We start from the raw sequence: 21,509 nt of genomic DNA on the forward strand, positions 1-21,509 counted from the left end.
ATGGAAGGGAAGATCATTGAGGTCAGAGGTGAAAAATTGTATATCGAGTACAGCCATTCATTTAAAAACAGGCCGGTCCTGGTCTTCCTGCATGATTCCTTAGGATGCACGCAGCTTTGGCGTGATTTTCCTGAACAACTGTCAGCAGCAGTGCAGTGCAATATCCTGGTCTATGACCGTCTGGGCTACGGGAAATCTTATCCGATGTTTACGCATGAAAGAGAAAACAATTACATGGAACTGGAAGCGGATGTATTGAATGACCTTTTGGGTGTCCTTGGCATTGAGGAAGCTATTTTATTCGGTCACAGTGACGGCGGTACCATCGCGCTCATTACCGCAGCCAAGTACCCTGAAAAAGTAAAAGCCGTAATCTGTGAAGCCGGACATATTTTTGTAGAAGATGTTACCATAAAAGGAATAGAAGAAGCCTTGACAGCTTATCAGACCACCAACCTTCTGGAACGTTTACGAAAATACCACGGTGATAAAGTGGAAACGCTTATGAAAGCATGGACTGGAATCTGGCTGAGTGACCGCTTCCGGAACTGGAATATTGAATATCTACTAAAAGACATAAACGCACCATTGTTATTCATTCAGGGTGAACAGGATGAATACGGCACCATCGACCAGGTTGAAAAAACGGTTTCTCAGGTAAGAGGAAATGCGGAGACATTCATTATTCCGGATGTGGGGCATACGCCGCATAAAGAAATGCCGGAAATGGTTCTGAGCAGAGTAGCCGGGTTTGTCAGAAGCCAATTGAAATATTAATCAGAGCAGGCCATAGCTGATTTATTTTATTAGGCCGGTCATACTGTAAATAAAATTTAAATCACAGGCTTTCCATTTCAGCCAGCATGTTTTCCCTCGCTTTAATTTCATATATATCCATAAAATCCTGAGTCTTAAAAATACGTTCCAGTGCCAAGAAATGTTTCAGCACCTTTTTCCTTCCCGGCTGATACAGCAAATCAGGATAAATGGAGTATTCTTTCCTAATCTTTTTGGCATAATCAATGTAGGTTTCCAAATCTTTTCCGAGAATCGAAAGGTCTGCGTCCAGGAAATAATTTGTATCGCGGTCACCAGATTTCTGATGAAGCTTGGTAGCAATGATCTGATCTGAAATCCTTTTAATCGTATCCTTAGGGATATTTAGTTGCTGTAGGGCTGATGCCGCGAATTCCGCACTTTTTTCCTCATTTGATTTTGAAGTCGCATCGTAAATCACATCATGGTAAAAAACAGAGAATGAGATTTCTGTAAAGTTTCCGATTTTGCTTCTTAAGGCTTCAAGTTCGGTAAACATATTCTCAAGATGTGAGAGGTTATGATAGTGCCTGCCTTTTTCAGTATGTTTCTTGTCAATATCAGACCATAGCTGCCCAACAAGGATTTTGTCCGCTGTGAATAAAAAGCAGTTGTCTGAAAATCTTTCCTTCAGATTCATAAGTACCGGTTTTAAATAAAAAAAGGAACTTTTAAAAAGTTCCCTGATTTGCTTCGATGGCCTGTTTCAGCTCAGCCCAGCCACCGCCGTTATGGCCGTCTTTTAAACCCTGGGCGTTTAAATATTCCAGTGCTTTCCCGCTTCTGTTTCCGCTTCTGCAGAAGATCACTACCGGCTTTTCAAGCGATAGGATTTCATCCTTCCGGTCTTCCACTTCGCCTAACGGAATATTTTTAGCACCATCTATATGTCCGTCCATTTCCAATTCTATGGGTTCACGAACGTCGATTAATTCATAATTTCCTGATTTTAAAACTTCTGATAAAGACATATTGTATTAATATTTAAGGTTAAAATTTAGCTTTAAGCCATAAAAAAGAGCGATATAGCAATTCAATGATTAAAGTCTAAACAAATTTATAAAATAATCTTAGTTTTGCAAGGTAAAATAATGAATTCAAACGCTGAAAAATATTCGCACCTTATAAAGTCTACGGCCAAACGCTTTGGGTTTCAGGACTGCGGTATTTCGAAAGCAGATTTCCTTGAAGAAGAGGCGAGGCCGCTGGAAAACTGGCTGAAGAACAATTTCCATGGTGAAATGAAATACATGGAAAACCATTTTGATAAAAGGCTGGACCCGAGATTGCTGGTAGAAGGTTCAAAATCGGTAATTTCCCTGTCGTATAACTATTTCCCTGAAGAGAAAATCTCCACATTAGACAACTTCAAGATTTCAAAATATGCCTATGCAGAAGATTATCATGAAGTGATCAAAGAAATCCTGCGTGAGATGGTCACGGAACTTGAGGAAGAGATCGGCGAATTCGGTTTCCGCGTGTTTGTAGATTCCGCTCCGGTCCTGGAACGAAGCTGGGCCAGGAAATCCGGGATCGGCTGGGTAGGAAAGAATGCCAACCTGATTACCAAACAAAACGGCTCGTTCTACTTTCTGGCAGAAATTATCTGTGACCTGGAACTGGTTGCAGACCATGAAACCACAGACCACTGTGGGACCTGCCGGAAATGCATCGATGCCTGTCCTACCGGTGCCATTGTTTCAGAGAAGCTGGTCGACGGAAGCAAATGTATTTCTTACGCCACCATTGAGCTGAAAAATGAGATCCCCGGTTATTTTCAGGATAAGATGGACGACTGGATGTTCGGGTGTGACGTATGCCAGGATGTCTGCCCGTGGAACAGGTTTTCGATGCCCAACCACCAGAGCAAATTTCGTCCGAATGAAGCATTGAAGCATTTTAAAAAAGAGGAGTGGAAAGAGCTGACCCAAGAGCTGTTCTCGGAAATATTCAGAAAGTCTCCCGTAAAACGTACTAAATTTGCAGGTTTGAAACGTAATATTGAGTTTCTGGAAAAGCCTTCAGATCCAGATTAATATTTCTGAACATAAACTTTATCCAGGCTCATGGGGATAACTTAACTGTTCTTTACATTCAGCGGTAAAGAAGTAAAGCATTATACAAAATAAAAAGCCTTTTTAAAAAGGAAAAATGACGTTCAGAAGGTAATATCCAAACTGAAAATCAACGTTTTTTCTGTGTTCTTTTCGGAGCTACTTTTACCCTCACTTTAAATCTTTTGCTTGATTTGTTGTTTTTACGCATATTTGTCAATATTTTGTACTTAAATTTAAATAAATTTCTGTTCGGAAAAAATACTTTATAAAAACTATATATTAATTTATTACTCATACTTAAAAACATGACGGTGAAAAAAATGGCAATACTTATTCTTAAAGCTTTAGGAATCCTGGTAGGAATTGTTGTAGTGTATGTCTCATTAGGGTACCTTGTTCCCTTTATCGAAGTTCCGGCAAAAGATGACGGGCAGAAGAAAGAGATTCCGGTTTACATCTATACGAACGGGGTGCACACCGATATCGTGATGCCCGTAAAAAATAACCTGCAGGACTGGAGTGCCAAAATTCCGTTTGACAATACAAAATCCAGGGAAACGGATTACAACTTCGTAGGCATCGGGTGGGGCGATAAAGGTTTTTATCTGGATACTCCGACCTGGGCAGATCTTAAATTCTCCACTGCTTTCAAAGCGGCATTCTGGCTGAGCGAATCGGCGATGCACTGCAGCTATTACCGCACGATGAAGGAAGGGGACGACTGTAAAATGATGATGATCAGCAGGGAACAGTATAAAAAACTGGTGGAATTTGTTGAGAAAAAATTTGATCGGGATTCAAAAGGGAATTTTATACTGATCCCTACCAATGCGGTATATGGCAACAATGATGCTTTTTATGATGCTCAGGGGACCTACAGCTTTCTGGACACCTGTAACACCTGGACTAACAATGCTTTAAAAGCCGCCGGACAGAAAGCGGCACTCTGGACACCGACCGATTACGGAATTTTCCTTCATTATAAATAATATAAAAGTGATTTCTCATTCTCAGATAAGAATGAAATAAAATAAGATCAGGTCAGGTCTTTACATTCTCTTTATGCAGAGGTTCAAAGGCTATGTTTACCTTTGTTTTACAAAACCATTTCTCGCTGATTATGGTGATTGCGCATACTTTTATGTGTATTTAAATATGTAAAATCTACAAAATTGTCAGGAATAGTTTTAATATAAATCTTCAGAAGTTTTTCTAAAGTTTCAGTACTGAAATTTAAACCGGCTAAATAAAATACGGACAATTCTTAATGTGGTATTTTTATTGTACTTCAACGTCATAAAAAATAATGAAGCACCGCCTCTTCCGCGAACAGCAGCTCAACTGCGATCTGGATACTGCATGGAAATTTTTTTCCTCCGCCAATAACCTTTCTGAAATCACCCCGAAAGAAATGAAATTTGTTGTCTTGACCCATTTTGAAAATGATGAGATTTATGAAGGGATGATCATTGATTATTTTGTTTCCCCTCTATTAGGCATTAAAATGAAATGGAAGACAGAAATCATCCAGGTGGATTTAAAGAAAAGCTTCACCGATTTCCAGAAAAAAGGCCCGTATAAGCTCTGGCACCATCACCATGAATTCATAGAAAATGAAAACGGTGTTCTGATGAAAGATATGGTAGACTATGAGCTTCCGTTCGGGTTCCTGGGAGAAATTGCCCATACGCTTTTTGTAAAGTCTAAACTGAACCATATTTTTGATTACCGGTTTAAAATCCTCGAAGAACGTTTCAACAGATCATAAAAGATATGGCGACAACACAGAATACAGTCAATATTTTTTGGTTCCGCCGGGATTTGAGGTTGGAAGATAATACGGGCCTTCACCATGCTTTGGAATCAGGCAAGGATGTACTTCCTGTTTTTATTTTTGATAAAGAAATTCTGGATAAGCTGGATAACAAATCCGATAAAAGAGTCGATTATTTTCATCAGGTCTTAAGCGGAATCCACAAAGAACTGAAAAAACATAAAAGCGGGCTCCGTATTTTTATCGGGAAGCCTCTGGAGATATTCAGGGAAATAGTAAAAGATTATACGGTTGGTACTGTTTTTACCAATACGGATTATGAACCGGCAGCGGTGAAACGCGATAAGGAGATTAAAGATTTTCTTGAAGAAAAACATATTGGCTTTGAAAGCTTTAAGGATCAGGTGATTTTTGAAAAAGAGGAAGTCGTAAAAAAGGACGGGACACCATACACAGTGTATACACCGTTTTCCCGGAAATGGAAAGAGGTACTGGGCCCGGATACGATTAAAAGCTACAAGACAGATTTTTCACGGTTCCTGACCTATACCACCCCGAAATTCCCCGAACTTAAAGATCTTGGGTTCAAAAAAACGGATATTGAATTTAATAAGCCGGTTTTAGAGAAATCAATTATAGATGATTATGACCGGTACAGAAATTTTCCGGGCCGTGACCATACCACCCGTCTTGGCTTGGCCTTGCGTTTCGGGACCATCTCTGTTCGGAAATGTGTACAGTTTGCCCGCGAACATAATGAAACTTGGCTGAACGAACTGATCTGGCGTGAATTTTTTATGCAGATCCTCCACCATTTCCCGAAAGTAGTTAACCATCCGTTCAAAGAAAAGTATGAAAATATAGAATGGCGAAATAATGAAAAGGAATTTGCCCTGTGGTGCGAGGGAAAAACCGGTTATCCTATTGTGGATGCAGGCATGCGCCAGCTCAATGAAACCGGCTTTATGCACAACCGGGTAAGAATGGTTGTGGCCAGCTTTCTTACCAAACACCTGCTGATCGACTGGCGTTGGGGTGAGGCTTACTTTGCGGAAAAACTGCTGGATTATGAGCTGTCTTCCAACAATGGGAACTGGCAGTGGGCAGCAGGTTGCGGCTGTGATGCAGCCCCTTATTTCAGGGTATTCAATCCTTATGAACAGACTAAAAAGTTTGACAAAGACCAGAAGTACATCAACGAATGGCTCAGTGAAGAAGACCGGAATATTGAGCCGGTTGTAGAGCACGTGTTTGCCAGGAAAAGAGCACTGGAAGTATACGGCAAAGCGGTGAAACGTTAAATGGTCATCGGTTTTTCGCCATTTTATTATGTATTGGTAAGCCCGAGTTTTTTCAATGCCGTATCGTTCAGGTAGATTTCATCAAAGTAGGTGAGTGACTCCACATCTTTAAATTTCTGGAACAGCCGCTCGTTTTTATTGAAGGAAAGCTCAATGGATTCATCGTATGCAGCAGTGATCCTGACTACGGAATACCCGTTGTAGGCAATCCTGAATCCTTCGAAAAGGCATTTCTGCTCTGCTTTCTGATATAACTTGTATTCGTCAAAAGAGAGGCTGCTCGCAGGCTGCTCAGACTTTTTTCTGTTATGCTCAAGGGATTTCCAGGAAATATAATTTTTAGGTTCCTTCAGGATATTTCCCTTTTGATCTACCGGCACAAACATTCCCAGAGTCAGCGGTTTTTTCAGGAAATTGGCATAATTGTTCATCAGTTTTAAGGTCTGAAGATCGGCATATCCTTCATGTGAATAATATTCAATAACAAAATCCGTCATCGGAATCAGTCTGTGAGAGGCATTGATGGACATACGTGCTTTTCTTGAGGAAATTAATGATAATCTTTTAAAAAAAACGAAGATAAGTAAATTGTTAAAAAGGATAAAATTATTTTAGGGTTCCTGACCGGCGGCCGGCTGAAATCTTCAAAACAGGCTGCATAAAAAAGTAAACATAATTTGTTACGCAGTGCCATTTTAAAAAGCTTTTGAAAAAATATCTTATTTTCCTGCTATTAATTATACTCTGCTATAATATCATCCACATAACAATACATCCATCGCTCACCGGTCTCTGATGAGATGACAACAGGGTGTAATTCTTTTTTACAATGGTGTGACATATGCTGCATAGGAGAGGAGTCACAACATAATGTTAACCCACAAGTTTGGCAGGTACGTAAATGAACCCATTGAGTACCTTCTTCTACACAGCTACTGCACACCTGTTCCTGAGCTGTCTTCAGCTTTTCTATTGCTGTGATATGATTACATACATTATTATTTTCCATAACTATAGTTTTGATAAGTATTGGTGCACCTGTGTTACTGCCATTGCTCCTTCCCCGACGGCGGAAGCAACCCTTTTTACTGAATTAAACCGTACATCACCTGCAGCAAATGATCCCGGAACACTTGTTTCCAAATGGTAAGGATGCCTTTCTTCTTTCCAGCAATCGGTAAATTGATCAAGTCCAATAAGATCACTGCCGGTGTAAAGATAACCATTGGGATCCCGACAGATAGCGGTTTCGGAAGCCCATTCCGTATTTGGTCTGCCTCCAATACAGATAAATAATTTGGACGTTTCATGCCACTGCTCTGTTTCTTCTTTGGAATTGGCAATTTTGATTCGCTGCAGATAATCATCACCATCCAGTTCAATAACCTGAGAGTGATATAAAACATGTATATTACCCACAGTAGAAATTCTCTTAATAAGGTAGTCTGATAAGGTGTCTGAAAGATTGCCTTTTCTGATGACCATGAATACACGTTTTGCAAAACCTGAGAAATAAACGGCAGCCTGACCTGCGGAATTGCCTCCTCCTACAATATACAGATCTTTATCCTGACAAAAATAGGCTTCGCTGGCACCGGCACCATAATAAACACCCTTGTGAAAAAACCGGTTCTCATCCTGAAGATTTAGCCGGGCATATTCCACTCCCGTAGCACAGATATTGGTCTTGGCAACAAGCTTTTCACCTGTAGCAAAATCTACGTGGATTTTTTTATCGTAAAATGAACCTTTAACACCTTCTTTCAGAAGCAGTATTTCTACACCGAACTTTAAAGCCTGCTGCCTTGCGCGCTCCGCTAAGTTTGCGCCTGATATGCCGTCAGGGAAACCTAAATAATTTTCAATCATCGAACTTGTCCCGGCCTGCCCGCCGACTGCCTCTCGTTCTATCAAAATCGTTTTAAGGCCTTCGGAAGCGGCATAAACGGCAGCACTTAAACCAGCAGGCCCTGCACCGTAAATCGAAAGGTCGTATTCTTTGTATTTTGGTTTAGTAATCCACCCAAGAATGTTGGCAATCTCCTCCAGTGACGGGTTGACAATCACTTTTCCATCAGGAAATTCTATCATGGGATGTGCCTCGGGATTTAAGGCCGACATCTTTATCTGTCCAGAATGATCAGGTGTTAGGTCAACCCATTCAAAGTCGACAACACTTCGGTTTAAAAAGTCTCTTATTGGATAAATTTCCGATGAGTCTGGCCGACCGTACAATTTTAATTTATTCATACGTTAATTTATTTAATAGGCTCGGATACCGTTAATTTATAAAAATTAACCGGATTTAAACCTCATTTATACTGATAAAGGATCACAATATTTCCTTCGCATGAAATGCTTCTGTCATGTATTATTTTATAACGGCTGACTTTTTTAATGATATGGACTATTATCGTCAGCGCTGATATATTTTTTCAGCATTTCCAGAAGGTCTGCCTGCCTGAGAGGTTTGGGAAGGAAGTCAGTCATGCCGGAGGCCAGGCATTTTTCTTTTTCACCCAGTACATTTCCGGCTGTAACCCCTATGATGGGTACATTTTCATATCCCGGCAGAATCCGTATCTGTTGCGTCGCTTCGATACCGCTCATGACAGGCATCTGTACATCCATAAGGATAATGGAAAACTGTTTTTTCCGGCATTGTTCCAAAGCTTCCAGACCATTGACCGCTTCTGTTAAATGTGCATCGGGAGTAAGGGATTTCATCATCCTGTTATTCAATACCATATTTACCGGATTGTCATCCACCAAAAGGACTTCAAGTTCCGAAGCAAGTGAATAAGAAGCTTTCCCGGGCTGGTCCTGAGTAATTTCCACTACATTACTTTGGGCTGCCATTTGCAGGGTTTTATACAAATCATCTGATGTAATGGGCTTCAGCAGTAAATAGGCATTTTCTCTTTCGCGAATTGAGGTAATGACATCTAATTCTTCCGAAGAAGAAGAAAGCATGATAACCGGTGAATTACCTTGTTGCTTATCAAACAATTTTCTGATTTTATCCAGTGTTTCCAATCCTGAAATAAGCGGCATATGATAATCCATCAGGATTACATCGAACCGCCCTCCTGTCAGCAGGATCTGCAAAGCTTCCATTCCGTTGGCAGCCAGCGTGGATTCGATATTTTTATAGGCAAGCATGTGCTGGAGGATGATCCTGTTGCTTTCATTATCATCCACCACCAAAGCTTTTTTAATGGCCATATCGTTGTCTTCCCCCGACTCAGAAATTTCATAAGGAATTTCAATATCGAAGAAAAATACGGAGCCTTTTTCCGGTGCGCTGGTCAGCGAAAGGTGACTATTCATATATTTCAGGATATTGTTTGAGATGGTAAGTCCGAGACCTGTTCCGCCATATCGTTTGCTGATTGAACTGTTCTCCTGGGTGAAAGCATTAAAAATATATTTCTGTTTTTCGACAGGAATACCAATTCCCGTATCTCTTACAGAGAAGCGCAGGGCAATATTTTTATCATCCATCCGTAATTTTTCCACTTTCAGCTCAATCTCACCCTTTTCTGTGAATTTCACAGCATTACCCAGGAGATTGATCAGGATCTGTTTTAATCTTGATTCATCGGTGATAAGCGTTTTCGGAAGCCCCGATTCGATATTGAGAAGAAGCTCTATATTTTTTTTCTGGGACTGATAGAGAATGACATTAATGACCTGGCTCAGCATGTCATAGAGATCGCTTTTTTCAATTAAAAGCTCCATTTTTCCGGATTCTATCTTTGAAAAATCCAATATATCATTGATGATAATCAGCAGGTTCTCCCCGGATTCATTGATATATTTCAGGTACTGTGTCTGTATTTCATTTAGCGGTGTCCTGAGGAGAAGATCCGAAAATCCTATGACTCCGTTCAAAGGAGTACGGATCTCATGACTCATATTGGCCAGAAATTCTGATTTTGCCTTGTTTGCCATAACGGCTGTTTCCTTGGCGGTTTTCAGTTCCTCATTTACCCGTACGGCATTGGTAATATTCTGTACGGTAATAATGACACCTCCTACTTCATCTTCTGTGAGATACCAGGGTCCGACTTTAAGGTCGTAATGCTGAATTTCTTCCTGACTGTCCACCTTCATCGCAAAATCCCCATTTATATAAGTTTTCCCCAGCAGGGCATTGTTATAGATTTCTGTTCTTGCTTCGGGAATATCCGGGGAGATCGTAAACAGATTATTTCCGATAAGATCTACATCATTCATATTGAATTCCTCTCTCCATCTGCTGCTTACAGAAACATAATTAAGGTCTTTATCAAACATGGCCAGAGCAATAGGAACATCGGTTACGAAAGATTGCATCATGGCTTCTTTCCTGGTTATTTCAAGAAACATTTTTTTGAAGGCATCAATATCCTGAATGATTCCGAAAACCCTGTTGCAGACCTCGCCTTCAAATTCCGGAATTCCTTTTACCCTTACCCAGATCGTAACGCCGTCATAACGGACAAGCTGCAATTCTTCATCAAACGAAATTCCTTCTGTTACGGCCCTGTCGAAAAGATATTTCATTCTTTCCCTGCTTTCTTCTTTATAGAATCCGATGGCATTTTCGAAATCCGGCTGGAAATCATTTTTTATTTTATGAATTTCTTTTGTACTCTGAGACCAGAAAAGTTTGCCGGTCTCCATGTTGGCTTCCCAGCCTCCGACCTGTGCTACCGTGCTCGTTTCTTCAAGAATTTCTTTAGTGTAAAACAGATCTTTTTCTAATTTATCCCTGCGGATAAGGTCAGATTTTAGTTGTTTATAGAAAAAAACGGTAACCACAATGGCTGTAACGGCAGAGAAAATGATGAATAGAACAGTCCATTTGGAAGACCGGTTCAGATCTTTATTTTTCACAGCCAGCTGAACTTCCTCATATTTTACAAATTCCTGAACCAGTATACGGCACCTGTCCATAGCGGTCTTGTTTTGTACAAGTTCTTTTGGGGTCATTAATATTCCCTTTCTACGCTTCTCAATCAGCAAGACATCCCCTTTCATCATCATGTCCGAAGTACGCAAGAGTTCATTGAGAAGTCCCAGTTGATGCTTATCTTTAATATCCAGCCTGTTCTTATTGGAAATAAGCGACGGGTATTTCCTCAAGCTTTTATTGAAGGGTTCAAGAAAATTTTCCTGACCTGTAAGCTGATAGCCCCGGTTGGCTGTTTCTGCATCCAGGAGAGAATTTAAAACATCTTTCACCAAACTGATAGATTCCTTACTTTTTAAAAGGCTTTCCCTGTTTTCCATCTGCCTCTGTATGCTCACATAGGATGCTATAGAACTCACAATCAGCAGTAATAAAGAAAGTACCACTCCAATCTGAAGATTTCTTATAATTTTTTTCGGCATTGAAAATTAGTTTAATGGTAATGTAAAATAAAAGTAAGTCGTTTTTACTTTACTAAAATACTAATATTTCCCGCATTCTGTTTGATAATTTCTGAATAGATAAACAAGACTATGATGATTTATTGAACAGAAAAAGAAAATTTCTCCATATGGTAAAATTATAAAAACCCTTTAAATCCAATTTGGCAGGTTTATAATCAGTCCTGCCTTATAAGCTTTCTCTATATAACTTTGTTAATTGATTTTCCCAGGATACAGACCACTCGAGCAGAGCCATCAGAGGATTTGCCGTGCTTCTCCCAAATTCAGTTAATTGGTATTCTACCCTTGGCGGTACCTCCGGAAATGCTTTGCGCGTTACCATCCCATAGCCAATTAAAGTTTTAAGAGTCTGGGTGAGCATCTTGGGTGATACCCCGTTGATTTGTTTTTGCAGTTCACTATTCCGTTTGGTCCCCTGCATCAATGCCATTAAAATAAGCAAAGTCCATTTATTGGCGATCAAAGTTAGAGACTGATTAAGGATGCAGCTTTCATCCAGATTGGATTTTAAATGCAGTGCCTGCTGAAGTTTAAAATAATTATCCTCTGTTTCTACGGGTTTCTTAATCATTGGGTCCATTTCTAACTTTTAAGTGGCTACAGCACTTTAGGGTGCCTTATTGCAAATATATAGAAATGATCATAGATTTGTTATTAATAAAAGGATAATCACAATGGAAAATAACGAAGGTTTTACTATTTTAAAGAATTTGCTGAATGCATTCAATAAGGATGCAGAGACGGTATTGGAACTATTTACTCAGGAATCAAATGTTGAGTTTCCTTATGCAAAGGATCTGGGTCTTCCTTACCAAATGAACAAAGAGGATTATGGTAAACACCTTAATAATATGTTGGGACAGATGCCCGATATCCTGTTCACCGGCATTAAAGTGAATGCCTTACATGAAGCAGACTGGTATTGGGGTGAGTTTCAAGGTGAGACCACAGTACCCCGAACAGGCGCAGCATATAAGCAAAATTACGTCGTCAATTTTAAACTGGAAAATGGAAAGTTCAGTTTCTATAAGGAGTATTGGAATGTCCTGCCGGTCTTACAATCACTGATGGCAAAAGAAGAAGCTCACCGTATCATCGATAACCCTATAAAATAATAGTATGAAGAAAATAGCAGTTGCCACCGCGACAGGAAATATAGGTCGGAGAGTAGTACAGCAGATTGCTCTGAAAGGAGCAGAAACAGTCTTGCTTGGTCAGAACCATGAAAGGTTGACTAATTTAAATATCAGTAATTCAATCCCGATGGTTGCAGATATTGGCAATAAGGAACAGATGATCGAAGCTACGAAGGGAGTGGATGCATTATTTTTACTCGTCCCGCCTGTTACTGGCGCACCCAGTTTGGAAGAATGGTATCAGCAAGTCACTAATGCCGGTATTGCCGCCGTGAATGAAAACAAAATCAAGAGGGTTGTTCTCATTTCATCTCTTGGGGCTTCAACGGCTCCAACCCTTGGAACTGTGAGTTATTGTGGAGCTATGGAAATAGCATTTGATAATCTCAATGCCAATGTACTGGCATTAAGGCCGGGATACTTTATGGAAAATTTTGTACAACAGGCGAAGGATATCAGGGAAAATGGGAAATTCAGCTTCCCTTTCGACAGCAAACATGACATTCCGTTTATCAGTACGGATGATATTGGTGATGCAGCAGCCCGTTACTTGTTGGATGAAACCTGGGCAGGACATTGGAAACTGAATCTGATGGGTCCTGAGAATATTACCCTGGAGGATGTGGCAGCGCGGCTGTCAACTTTAATCAGTAAACCTATAAAGTATGTACAACAATCCTTTGATGAATTAAAGATTCAATTGAGTACCTTGGGAATTACAGGGAAAGTGCAACAGGAATTAGTGGATTTACATCATGCTCTGGGAGATCCAAATGGCGCCTATGCAACACCACGTACACCAGAAGTTTCAACGTCTACAGGCTTTGAACAGTTTGTAAAACAAAAACTTTTACCTTTAATGTAGGGTTGTAGAATCCGATACAATTAACAGTAAATAAAATTAATCGGAATCTTTAAAAATTTTCACTGATACCTGCATTTAGAATTGATTGAAGATAATATACCAAATAAATACCTATATTTAATAATGAAGAATACCACTGCACTTATACTCTGCCTATCATGCGCCGTTGTGGCTTTTCTGGTCTTGGGTTTCAATTATTTTGCCTTATATCAGTTACTTCCGATCGCTGTTTTTTACATTTTTCAACTGATGGTTTTTAAGAAAATAAAGCGTTCAGACACAGCATCTTTTATCTGCTATATTCTCGCCATATTAATATTGCTGATATTTCCGCTAACAGCACAGGTTATGTGGTATTTTGATATTAATAATCTGGCTTCAAAGTCTTCTACCAGCGGCTTGCTTTTCGTCTGGCTGCCAATCTATGCAATTCTTCCCGGAATACTAACATGTTCAGTGGCCTGGATCATTAACCGAAAACTTAAAAAATAAATTAGCATTCAAAAGATCCGGTATTTTGATGAATATTTGCAAGGCAAAATTATTTTTTTAAAGATTTCATTAATTTAAAATTATCGTCACATAAGCTTAAGAAAGCTTTTAAAGCAGGAGATAAAGGGACATCCTTCTTATAAATCAAAACGGTAGTCATCATGCCTAGTTCTTTAGGTAAGGCAAATGTTTTTATTTTTCGGTTACTGTAAAATTTGGAAATAATTTCTTTGGGAAGAAAGCTGAATCCGATACCCGATTCTATAAAATTAACCACTCCCTCAATTGAATTCATTTCAGTTTTGTGATATTTTGATATCCCTTTACTGACCAACCAAGAATCTAATCTCGCTCTGTAAACACAGCCTTGATCAAAAACAATGGCCTTCAACGGAATCTTTAAGAGTAAGTCATCCAGCTTTTTATGATTTGAAGGAACAACGGCAACTATTTCTTCTGTCTTTATTTGATATTGTTCCAGTTCGGGGATATCAATCGGTGAAGGAACAAAAGCAGCATCGAGTCTGTAGTTCAATACCGCGTGTATAAGATTTTCCCTGGTATCGGATTTGAAATCCAGATCAATATACGGAAATTGGTTTGCAAGTTCATTGACCAAATTTGGACCTTGTAAAGCAATCATGGTTTCCAAAGCACCGACTTTTATCTGACCTTTCACAACTTCATTTACGCCAATTGCTTGCTTTGCTTCCTCAATGATATGATTCATTTTTTTACTGTACATCATTAGCGTTTTTCCTGCCTGCGTTAATTCTACTTTACGCGAAGATCTGGAAAAAAGGGTTGCCTCAAATTCTTTTTCAAGATTTTTAATACGGGCGGTTACATTGGATTGTACAGTAAACATGGCTTCTGCTGCCTTTGTGAAGCTTTCATGAACAGCAACGGCTTCAAAAATTTTAAAATCATTTAAATTCATTAATCATTATTTATGATTATTAGTATTAGTTTAAATCGTTTTTACAGAACAAATATATGAGTTAATTTTGACAAAAAAAGAAATGAAGAGCATTAAATTACTGACAGCGATGTTGGTCTTAACTTTAACAAATTCAATTATGTCACAATCAAAATCAAATCTTAATAGTGAGATAGAACAATCAACTTCTCAAATTCACTTTCGTAAAATCAAAGCTAACGATCAAAATATTTTTTATCGTGAAGCCGGTCCCAAAGATGCGCCAACCATTCTCCTTTTACATGGATATCCCACTTCATCACATATGTTTCGAAATCTCATTCCCATTTTGAGTGATAAGTATCATGTCATAGCACCCGATCTTCCGGGTTTTGGATACAGCGACGCACCTGATAGAAAGCATTTTGACTACACCTTTGCTAATATGACGAAGACTATGCAGTGTTTTATTGATACATTACATTTAAAGCGTTTCGCTATCTATGTATTCGATTACGGAGCACCTACCGGTTACAGATTAGCACTCAACAATCCCGAAAAAATAACCGGAATTATTTCACAAAACGGAAATGCTTACGTAGAAGGTTTGAGCACAGGCTGGAATCCTATTAAAAAATACTGGGAAAATGATACTGAAGAAAACCGGGATGCCTTAAGGTCATCATTCGTCAGTTTTGAAGCAACGAAATTTCAGTATTTCGAAGGAGTATCCGACCCTTCACTAATTGCTCCGGAATCTTTTACTTTAGATCAATATTTTCTTGATCGCCCGGAGTCGAAAGAAAAACAGCTGGATCTATTGAGAGATTATAAATCGAATGTTGAACTCTATCCCAAGTTTCAGGAATATTTCAGAAAATACAAACCTAAATTTTTAGCAGTATGGGGAAATAAAGATCCATTCTTTTTACCTGCAGGCGCAGAAGCTTACAAAAAAGATCTTCCGGATGCTACCATAAAATTTTATGATACCGGGCATTTTGCATTGGAAACCCATGTAGAGGAAATAGGATACGAAATCATAGCGTTTTTAAACACACTTCCTAAGTAGATCTAAATGAAAACAGGAAATAATTTTTTTAACATTATAAGTAAAACCCATAATTTTAAATTGTGGGTTTTACTTAATGTTACATGCTTAATTTTTTAATAATTCGATTAAGAATATTTATTACAACGTTGCCAGGCATAGAGATGGTTCGAACTTCATACCTAAATACTATTCTTTTTAAGATGATAATCAATTTATATTTTACGTGTAAAAAATTAATTTCGTAATTATACCAGACTTTTGAAAAACTTCTTAATGTCATTTGCTAATAATTCTGGCTGTTCCATTGCTGCAAAATGTCCTCCCAGTGGCATTTCCGTCCAATGAGCAATATTAAAACCTTTCTCAACATAAGAGCGGGGTGGAGTAGGCAGTTCTTTAGGGAATTTTACGAATCCGACAGGAACTGTTACAAAGCTGTTTTCTCCGAATTGTAACGGATGTTTGCTGTTTTCACTGTACATCCGGATCGATGAATGAATAGTTTGGGTAATCCAATATAAGGTTACGTTCGCAAGCAGTTCGTCTTTTGAAAAAACATCATAGATATTGCCATCATGATCGCTCCAGGCATTAAATTTTTCGATAATCCAGGAGCACAATCCAATCGGCGAATCATTTAGACCATAAGCCAAAGTTTGAGGTTTTGTGCTTTGAATACTGGAATAAGCGCCTTCTTTGCAAGCCCAGATCTGAAAAAGTTTTTGAAATTCCAGGACTTCAGAAGTAAGTTGTTCCCCTTCTTTTAAATAAGGTTTGTAAGAACCTGGAATGTAATTCAGATGCAAACCAATTACGTTTTCAGGATATTTTAAAGCCAGCCATGTGCTTATTCCTGAACCGATATCTCCGCCCTGTGCTCCGTACTGTTGATAACCCAATTCCAGCATTAGTTTCTGCCAAAGACCGGCAACAAACTCAGAATTGCATCCGTCAACAGTACTTGCACTGGAATATCCAAAACCAATTATCGATGGTATGACCAGATCAAAAGAGAAGTTTTTATCTTCCGTTAACAAAGGGATCAGTTTTATCATTTCAATAAATGATCCCGGCCAACCATGGGTAATAATCAGTGGAATACAATTTTCGCTTTTCCCTTTTACGTGTATAAAATGAATGTCGTGATCATCAATATTTGCAATAAAATTTGGAAACGAATTTATCTCTGCCTCCACTTTTCTCCAGTCAAAACTGTTAAGCCAGTAATGGCATAATTCTTTTAAAAAAGATTGACGGGTTCCATATCTCCAATCAGAATCAGTTATCTCGTCTGTCCAGCGTGCGTTTTTAATTCTTGTCTTTAAATCGTCAAGAATATCTTCGGAAATATGTGCTGAAAATGGTTTTATCATTGTAATTTTGATCAAAATTTTATTGTTTTGCTCAAACGGCAGTGCGCACTATTTTAAAATTCCATTACACTGTCAAGCCCTCTTTTTAATCCTTTGAAAGTTCCCACTTTTTCAATTGCTAAAAGTCCGCCTTTTACGTAAGGTTCCGCACTTGCTCCGGAATCGTGACGAATGGACAGCTTTTCATCTTTTAGTCCGAAGATCGTTTCTATGGAAATAACATGACCCGGAAGTCTGACGGAATGTACCTGAACCTCATTTAGGTTTGCGCCACGACTTGCTTTTTCGCCGATCAGTTCTTCTTCGGTCACATATTGATTTGGTTTTTGAACTTTTGAAAGTCGATAGGCCAATTCTCTTGCGGTTCCACTCGGTGCATCGATTTTGTCTTCATAGGCATAATCTATAATCTCAAAGTTCGGGATGTATTTTGCTGCCATTTCAGAAAACTTTTGCAGCAGCACGACCGTAATGGCAAAGTTTCCCACAGCCAAAACAGAAGTATTGTTTTCCTCTGCTGTTTTTTCTATTTCCGAATAATCTTCATCGGTAAGTCCCGAAGTGCCGATCACTACATTTTTACCTTTTTTAAGAGTAGAAATGATATTCTTCATGGCAATGTCCGGCTTTGTATAATCCACCAATACATCAAAATCAACTTCTTTTAATGCTGTTTCGATATCACCAAAGATTGGAATGTTTGCTGAACCTAAATTTAGAACATCATCCAAAAATTCTCCCTTATGTTTTCTTGAAAGTGCGCCGACCAATTTCATATTGGGGTGGTTAAAAACGCCTTTGCTCAATTCAGAACCTGCCCAACCGGTGCCGCCTGCTATACATACTTTGATCATAATAGCTGTGTTTTGTTATTGTTATCTTTTTTAAATTTACTCAAATGATTCTTATGAATGATGCAGAACAGAATTCCTGCAGTAATTAAAATGTGAAACTGTTGAATGTCAGGTGTCAAAAATAAATAAAATATTCAAAAGAGGATAAATCCAAAATTAAGTTAGCAATGCCATTTGCCGGTTCTGTGTCATGGTCTGGCTTTATTTTATTTTAGAAACTAAATTTTCAATCATCCACTCTTTAATTGTTGTCGGTGTTGCGGTGGTCTCTGTTCTCGTTTCTGTGTCATAAAGGCCGTTACCAATTGCAGTCAACATCTCTGTCAAAGAGTTTGCAAATGCTTCGCTGGTATGATGTTCCCCCAAAAGCGTTTTTATGTAGTCCTTTTTTGAAACCTGTTGAAAACGAATAGGCTTTCCCGTTAATTCACTCATTTGTAGTGCAATTTCATTGTAGCTTATGTCTTCCGGACCTTGAACCGCAAATCCTTCAACGCCTGTCCAGGTTTTATCAATTAGAAACTCTGCCGCTTTTGATGCAATGTCTTTTACTGCGATTTGTGGCGATTTGTAATTTCCGTCAATGGGCAAAGAGAACATTCCCGTTTTTTTTAGTGATCCGATTTGGTACAAAAGGGTTTCGTAAAATACAGGGCAGCGCAATGCCCTTACCGATGCACCTGATCGGTTGATGATGTCTTCACTTTTGTGAAGTGCTGTTATAAGACCTGCCTGCAAATTGCTTTCTTTACCACTGCTTGACAAATAAACAACTCTTTCTGTACCTGCATTTTTAATTGCGTTTGAAGCCACGTTAGCAAAGCTTTCATAATAGGCATTTACGTCTTCTTGTGTGTTGCTCTGGGGCACACAAAAATAGAGCGTGTCGCATTCTTGCAGTGCTTCTGTAAATTCAGATTCATTAAGCAGAGAGCCCGTGGCGACTTCTACTTTTTCTAACATGCCGGCTGATATTTTTTCAGGGTCTCTGACAAAAATTCTAACCTGTTCTCCCTGCTCTACCAATTGTCGGAGAATCATTGCACCGGTGTTGCCTGTTGGCGTGGTTACTAAAATCATAATTGAACTTTTTTATTGTTTATTGAAGTACAAAGATGATAAGAGTATATTTTGTAAACATTGTCCTATGTTCACATTTTTAGAGCTTTGATTTTAATCTGCTTAACGTTTGAGGCGTGAGCCCCAGATAAGATGCAACCATTTTATTGGATAGTCTGGTCAGCCATTTTGATTGATTTGTCAAAACCCAGCGGACCTTTTCTATTGCTTCTAAACCTTGAAAACAATAAATACGTTCCTGGGATTTAATATAAGCTGATTCTAAAATTTGTCTGTAAACAAAAGCAAACTCTGGAACTGTGTCAACCAGATGAAAGTAGTCGTCACGGTTGATGACTAACAATTCCGAAGGTTCAATAGTCTGCATAAATTCAAATGATGCTTTTTGATTGATCAGACTTGGCAATGCGGTTCCGAAAGCATCCTCAAAATGAAAATACCTTGTTCCTTCTTCTCCGTCCTTATTAATGTTAAAAAGTCGTATGCAACCTTTATTCACAAAATAGAAATGTTTGCAAATTTCGCCTTCTTTCAACAGAAATTCGTTTCGCCTGGTCTTTTTAAATTTGAAATATGAGGAAATATAAGAAAGGGTCTTATCGTCAATTTCAGTCCTTGCCTTAAGATATTTTTCTAATGGTCTAAACACTTTATTTTTTCAGGGTTTCGTTAAAATGGCAGGTTAAGTTCCAAATTTACACCTTGCGTCAATTTGATTTATTTCAGTTTACGTGGATTGATCAAATATAATAATGGTAATCTATAACAAATTGTATGATACCGTAAATCTCCAAATAAAAAGAAATTTATAAATTCAGAAGTTCTGCTGCTGCACAATCTTCAAATCTTCAGGTTTTAAATTAATTTCTTCAGGAAGCGGTAAATTCTATTATACTTTTAATTTTTTATGCCGCTCTCCCCATTGTTCCATCTGAAGGATGATGGGCTTAAGTTCATAGCCTATTTCAGTTAATTCATAGATAACTTTAGGAGGAACTTCCGCATAAACAGTCCTTGTAATAATCTTATGTTCTTCAAGTTTGCGCAACTGTACGGTCAGCATGCGTTCAGTAATATTGGGAATTGATTTTCTTAATTCTCCAAACCGCATTTTACCATTTGTTAACCAGGAACAAATGACAAGTGACCATTGTCCGCCGATAATGCCTGCTGCATATACTTCAGAACATTCATCAGCCAAAACTTTTTTATTTTCAAAATTTGTTGACGTTTCCTTTATTTTTCCCATTACTTACCTTTTTTATAGTACCATACAATTAGCTGCTAATATACAAAACCGTATGTTAATACCCTACTTTTGTATACGAATTTAAAGAAATCGTCATATGAAAATTAAGAATTTAAATGAAAATAAGGTTCACCTAATGATCGAAAAACAGGTAAGAATTAATGAACATTCTTTTCGGATATTAGAACAGGGCAGGGGGCCTGCCGTATTATTTCTTCACGGTTTTCCGGACACCGCAGAAACCTGGAAATACCAAATGAACAGTCTCGCGGATGCAGGTTATCATACCATAGCTTTGGATTTACGGGGATTTGGGGACAGTTATGCACCTTTGGACTATCAGCTTTACAGTGCTCGGCATATTGTTGATGATCTGACAGGGCTTTTAGATTCTTTAGGGATTGAATCGGCGGTTTTAGTAGGGCATGACTGGGGAGCAGATCATGCACAACGAGCCATGTTGCTACAACCGGAACGTTTCAAAGGTTTAGTGAGTCTAAGCATTCCATTTTCCCCCAGGGCAGAAATGAGTCAATGGGATCTTTTACGTAAAAATGGTTTTGGTGAAAAATATTATGCCATGGAAATGATGGATAATGATCGGGAAGAGGATTATTTACCTGCTGAAAAAACAATTAAAAATGTTTTTTATTGGCTTTCTGCAAGTCCGGCAAAAGGCACCGGCTGGGATCCTGTTGATGCCACAAGAAATATGTTTAGATCTTCGCCCGTTGAAATTCCAGAATGGACGACGAAAGAATATATAGAAAAGACGGTAGGCTGGTTTGAAAAGACGGGTTTTCAAACAGGAATCAATCATTACAGAGCTAATCAGACCACATTTGATGAAACCTTGTATCTGAAGGGTAGAAAGATTGAACATCCAAGCCTTTATATCTGGGGCAGAGAAGATGGTTTATGCAAATTTTTTCATCCTGAAGTTTTGACACTTGAAGAACTTCAAAAAAATCATCCGGGGTTATTAAAACAGGTAGCGCTAGAGAACGTCGGGCATTGGCCGCAACATGAAGCTTCACAGGTTGTAAGTGACGAAATACTGGACTTCTTATATAAAATAGATTTTACCAAATAACCAACATGTTCCGATTATTTAGCAC

The 21,509-nt window shown here is 38.7% G+C and carries 22 protein-coding genes; 9 read left to right on the top strand and 13 right to left on the bottom strand.

Annotated elements, in window-relative coordinates; all coding sequences use genetic code 11:
- Positions 1–777 carry an alpha/beta fold hydrolase gene (locus tag H561_RS0115040; protein ID WP_027387768.1) on the top strand — a complete coding sequence of 259 codons (777 nt, stop codon included), beginning with the start codon at positions 1–3 and terminating at the stop codon, positions 775–777.
- A gap of 61 nt (positions 778–838) precedes the next feature.
- Here H561_RS0115040 and H561_RS0115045 read toward each other — a convergent pair whose 3' ends face one another.
- Together H561_RS0115045 and H561_RS0115050 are read right to left on the bottom strand one after the other, a co-directional pair.
- Complete coding sequence (locus tag H561_RS0115045; RefSeq protein ID WP_027387769.1) at positions 839–1,456, bottom strand: HD domain-containing protein; 618 nt, start codon at positions 1,454–1,456, stop codon at positions 839–841.
- Between the two features lie 31 nt (positions 1,457–1,487).
- The gene (locus tag H561_RS0115050) at positions 1,488–1,787 is read right to left on the bottom strand and encodes a rhodanese-like domain-containing protein (protein WP_027387770.1); all 300 of its coding nucleotides are present in this window, start codon (positions 1,785–1,787) and stop codon (positions 1,488–1,490) included.
- 120 nt (positions 1,788–1,907) lie between these two features.
- Between H561_RS0115050 and queG the strand changes: the two genes are divergently transcribed.
- The 4 genes from queG to H561_RS0115075 all read left to right on the top strand — a co-directional run bounded on the left by queG (position 1,908) and on the right by H561_RS0115075 (position 5,948).
- Positions 1,908–2,852 (top strand): tRNA epoxyqueuosine(34) reductase QueG, encoded by a 945-nt coding sequence (gene queG / locus H561_RS0115055; RefSeq protein ID WP_027387771.1) that lies wholly within the window; start codon positions 1,908–1,910, stop codon positions 2,850–2,852.
- 332 nt (positions 2,853–3,184) lie between these two features.
- Positions 3,185–3,862 (top strand): TIGR02117 family protein, encoded by a 678-nt coding sequence (locus H561_RS0115065; RefSeq protein WP_027387773.1) that lies wholly within the window; start codon positions 3,185–3,187, stop codon positions 3,860–3,862.
- Positions 3,863–4,179: 317 nt separating this feature from the next.
- Positions 4,180–4,641, top strand: coding sequence for an SRPBCC family protein (locus H561_RS0115070; RefSeq protein ID WP_027387774.1), 462 nt, complete (start codon positions 4,180–4,182; stop codon positions 4,639–4,641).
- Between the two features lie 5 nt (positions 4,642–4,646).
- A complete protein-coding gene (locus tag H561_RS0115075; RefSeq protein WP_034762391.1) occupies positions 4,647–5,948 on the top strand; it encodes a cryptochrome/photolyase family protein in 1,302 nt (433 codons plus the stop codon).
- Positions 5,949–5,974: 26 nt separating this feature from the next.
- Here the strand turns inward: H561_RS0115075 and H561_RS0115080 are convergent, their stop codons facing one another.
- From H561_RS0115080 to H561_RS0115100, 5 genes are all read right to left on the bottom strand, one after another.
- Positions 5,975–6,478, bottom strand: a complete 504-nt coding sequence (locus tag H561_RS0115080; protein ID WP_027387776.1) for a hypothetical protein — start codon at positions 6,476–6,478, stop codon at positions 5,975–5,977.
- Positions 6,479–6,681: 203 nt separating this feature from the next.
- Positions 6,682–6,957, bottom strand: a complete 276-nt coding sequence (locus tag H561_RS23675; protein WP_081411670.1) for a UBP-type zinc finger domain-containing protein — start codon at positions 6,955–6,957, stop codon at positions 6,682–6,684.
- A 2-nt stretch (positions 6,958–6,959) separates the two neighbouring features.
- Complete coding sequence (locus tag H561_RS0115090) at positions 6,960–8,039, bottom strand: NAD(P)/FAD-dependent oxidoreductase (RefSeq protein WP_228372281.1); 1,080 nt, start codon at positions 8,037–8,039, stop codon at positions 6,960–6,962.
- 303 nt (positions 8,040–8,342) lie between these two features.
- Positions 8,343–11,327: a response regulator gene (locus H561_RS22575; RefSeq protein WP_228372282.1), complete on the bottom strand. Its 2,985-nt coding sequence runs from the start codon at positions 11,325–11,327 to the stop codon at positions 8,343–8,345.
- Between the two features lie 208 nt (positions 11,328–11,535).
- A complete protein-coding gene (locus H561_RS0115100; protein WP_155845802.1) occupies positions 11,536–11,949 on the bottom strand; it encodes a winged helix-turn-helix transcriptional regulator in 414 nt (137 codons plus the stop codon).
- Between the two features lie 94 nt (positions 11,950–12,043).
- Here H561_RS0115100 and H561_RS0115105 point away from each other — a divergent pair, with 94 nt between their 5' ends.
- On the top strand, positions 12,044–12,484 hold the full coding sequence (locus H561_RS0115105; RefSeq protein ID WP_027387779.1) for a nuclear transport factor 2 family protein: 441 nt from the start codon (positions 12,044–12,046) through the stop codon (positions 12,482–12,484).
- A 4-nt stretch (positions 12,485–12,488) separates the two neighbouring features.
- Positions 12,489–13,370 (top strand): NmrA family NAD(P)-binding protein, encoded by an 882-nt coding sequence (locus H561_RS0115110; RefSeq protein ID WP_027387780.1) that lies wholly within the window; start codon positions 12,489–12,491, stop codon positions 13,368–13,370.
- 541 nt (positions 13,371–13,911) lie between these two features.
- Here the strand turns inward: H561_RS0115110 and H561_RS0115120 are convergent.
- Positions 13,912–14,802, bottom strand: coding sequence for a LysR family transcriptional regulator (locus tag H561_RS0115120; RefSeq protein WP_027387782.1), 891 nt, complete (start codon positions 14,800–14,802; stop codon positions 13,912–13,914).
- Positions 14,803–14,884: 82 nt separating this feature from the next.
- Here H561_RS0115120 and H561_RS0115125 point away from each other — a divergent pair, with 82 nt between their 5' ends.
- The gene (locus H561_RS0115125) at positions 14,885–15,853 is read left to right on the top strand and encodes an alpha/beta fold hydrolase (RefSeq protein WP_027387783.1); all 969 of its coding nucleotides are present in this window, start codon (positions 14,885–14,887) and stop codon (positions 15,851–15,853) included.
- Between the two features lie 227 nt (positions 15,854–16,080).
- Here H561_RS0115125 and H561_RS0115130 read toward each other — a convergent pair whose 3' ends face one another.
- From H561_RS0115130 to H561_RS0115150, 5 genes are all read right to left on the bottom strand, one after another.
- A complete protein-coding gene (locus H561_RS0115130) occupies positions 16,081–17,208 on the bottom strand; it encodes an epoxide hydrolase family protein (protein ID WP_034762395.1) in 1,128 nt (375 codons plus the stop codon).
- Positions 17,209–17,261: 53 nt separating this feature from the next.
- Positions 17,262–18,062, bottom strand: coding sequence for a 4-hydroxy-tetrahydrodipicolinate reductase (gene dapB, locus H561_RS0115135; RefSeq protein WP_155845803.1), 801 nt, complete (start codon positions 18,060–18,062; stop codon positions 17,262–17,264).
- 201 nt (positions 18,063–18,263) lie between these two features.
- On the bottom strand, positions 18,264–19,142 hold the full coding sequence (locus H561_RS0115140; protein WP_027387786.1) for an NmrA family NAD(P)-binding protein: 879 nt from the start codon (positions 19,140–19,142) through the stop codon (positions 18,264–18,266).
- Between the two features lie 79 nt (positions 19,143–19,221).
- Positions 19,222–19,791 carry a Crp/Fnr family transcriptional regulator gene (locus H561_RS0115145; protein ID WP_027387787.1) on the bottom strand — a complete coding sequence of 190 codons (570 nt, stop codon included), beginning with the start codon at positions 19,789–19,791 and terminating at the stop codon, positions 19,222–19,224.
- Between the two features lie 240 nt (positions 19,792–20,031).
- Complete coding sequence (locus H561_RS0115150; RefSeq protein WP_027387788.1) at positions 20,032–20,391, bottom strand: winged helix-turn-helix transcriptional regulator; 360 nt, start codon at positions 20,389–20,391, stop codon at positions 20,032–20,034.
- A 97-nt stretch (positions 20,392–20,488) separates the two neighbouring features.
- Between H561_RS0115150 and H561_RS0115155 the strand changes: the two genes are divergently transcribed.
- A complete protein-coding gene (locus H561_RS0115155) occupies positions 20,489–21,484 on the top strand; it encodes an alpha/beta fold hydrolase (protein WP_027387789.1) in 996 nt (331 codons plus the stop codon).
- Positions 21,485–21,509: the final 25 nt, after the last annotated feature.

Origin of the sequence: Chryseobacterium gregarium DSM 19109, from assembly GCF_000430845.1 — a bacterium.
Taxonomy (GTDB): Bacteria; Bacteroidota; Bacteroidia; order Flavobacteriales; family Weeksellaceae; genus Chryseobacterium; species Chryseobacterium gregarium.

Bases quoted from the DNA above. Each gene is read 5' to 3' on its own strand.
- H561_RS0115155 (WP_027387789.1), top strand. From the start codon at position 20,489: ATGAAAATTAAGAATTTAAATGAAAATAAGGTTCACCTAATGATCGAA.
- H561_RS0115045 (WP_027387769.1), bottom strand. From the start codon at position 1,456: ATGAATCTGAAGGAAAGATTTTCAGACAACTGCTTTTTATTCACAGCG.
- H561_RS0115125 (WP_027387783.1), top strand. From the start codon at position 14,885: ATGAAGAGCATTAAATTACTGACAGCGATGTTGGTCTTAACTTTAACA.
- H561_RS22575 (WP_228372282.1), bottom strand. From the start codon at position 11,327: ATGCCGAAAAAAATTATAAGAAATCTTCAGATTGGAGTGGTACTTTCT.
- H561_RS0115090 (WP_228372281.1), bottom strand. From the start codon at position 8,039: ATGATAGAATTTCCTGATGGAAAAGTGATTGTCAACCCGTCACTGGAG.
- dapB (WP_155845803.1), bottom strand. From the start codon at position 18,062: ATGATCAAAGTATGTATAGCAGGCGGCACCGGTTGGGCAGGTTCTGAA.
- H561_RS0115105 (WP_027387779.1), top strand. From the start codon at position 12,044: ATGGAAAATAACGAAGGTTTTACTATTTTAAAGAATTTGCTGAATGCA.
- H561_RS0115070 (WP_027387774.1), top strand. From the start codon at position 4,180: ATGAAGCACCGCCTCTTCCGCGAACAGCAGCTCAACTGCGATCTGGAT.
- queG (WP_027387771.1), top strand. From the start codon at position 1,908: ATGAATTCAAACGCTGAAAAATATTCGCACCTTATAAAGTCTACGGCC.
- H561_RS0115120 (WP_027387782.1), bottom strand. From the start codon at position 14,802: ATGAATTTAAATGATTTTAAAATTTTTGAAGCCGTTGCTGTTCATGAA.
- H561_RS0115150 (WP_027387788.1), bottom strand. From the start codon at position 20,391: ATGGGAAAAATAAAGGAAACGTCAACAAATTTTGAAAATAAAAAAGTT.
- H561_RS0115140 (WP_027387786.1), bottom strand. From the start codon at position 19,142: ATGATTTTAGTAACCACGCCAACAGGCAACACCGGTGCAATGATTCTC.
- H561_RS23675 (WP_081411670.1), bottom strand. From the start codon at position 6,957: ATGGAAAATAATAATGTATGTAATCATATCACAGCAATAGAAAAGCTG.
- H561_RS0115110 (WP_027387780.1), top strand. From the start codon at position 12,489: ATGAAGAAAATAGCAGTTGCCACCGCGACAGGAAATATAGGTCGGAGA.
- H561_RS0115100 (WP_155845802.1), bottom strand. From the start codon at position 11,949: ATGGACCCAATGATTAAGAAACCCGTAGAAACAGAGGATAATTATTTT.
- H561_RS0115040 (WP_027387768.1), top strand. From the start codon at position 1: ATGGAAGGGAAGATCATTGAGGTCAGAGGTGAAAAATTGTATATCGAG.
- H561_RS0115130 (WP_034762395.1), bottom strand. From the start codon at position 17,208: ATGATAAAACCATTTTCAGCACATATTTCCGAAGATATTCTTGACGAT.
- H561_RS0115080 (WP_027387776.1), bottom strand. From the start codon at position 6,478: ATGTCCATCAATGCCTCTCACAGACTGATTCCGATGACGGATTTTGTT.
- H561_RS0115050 (WP_027387770.1), bottom strand. From the start codon at position 1,787: ATGTCTTTATCAGAAGTTTTAAAATCAGGAAATTATGAATTAATCGAC.
- H561_RS0115075 (WP_034762391.1), top strand. From the start codon at position 4,647: ATGGCGACAACACAGAATACAGTCAATATTTTTTGGTTCCGCCGGGAT.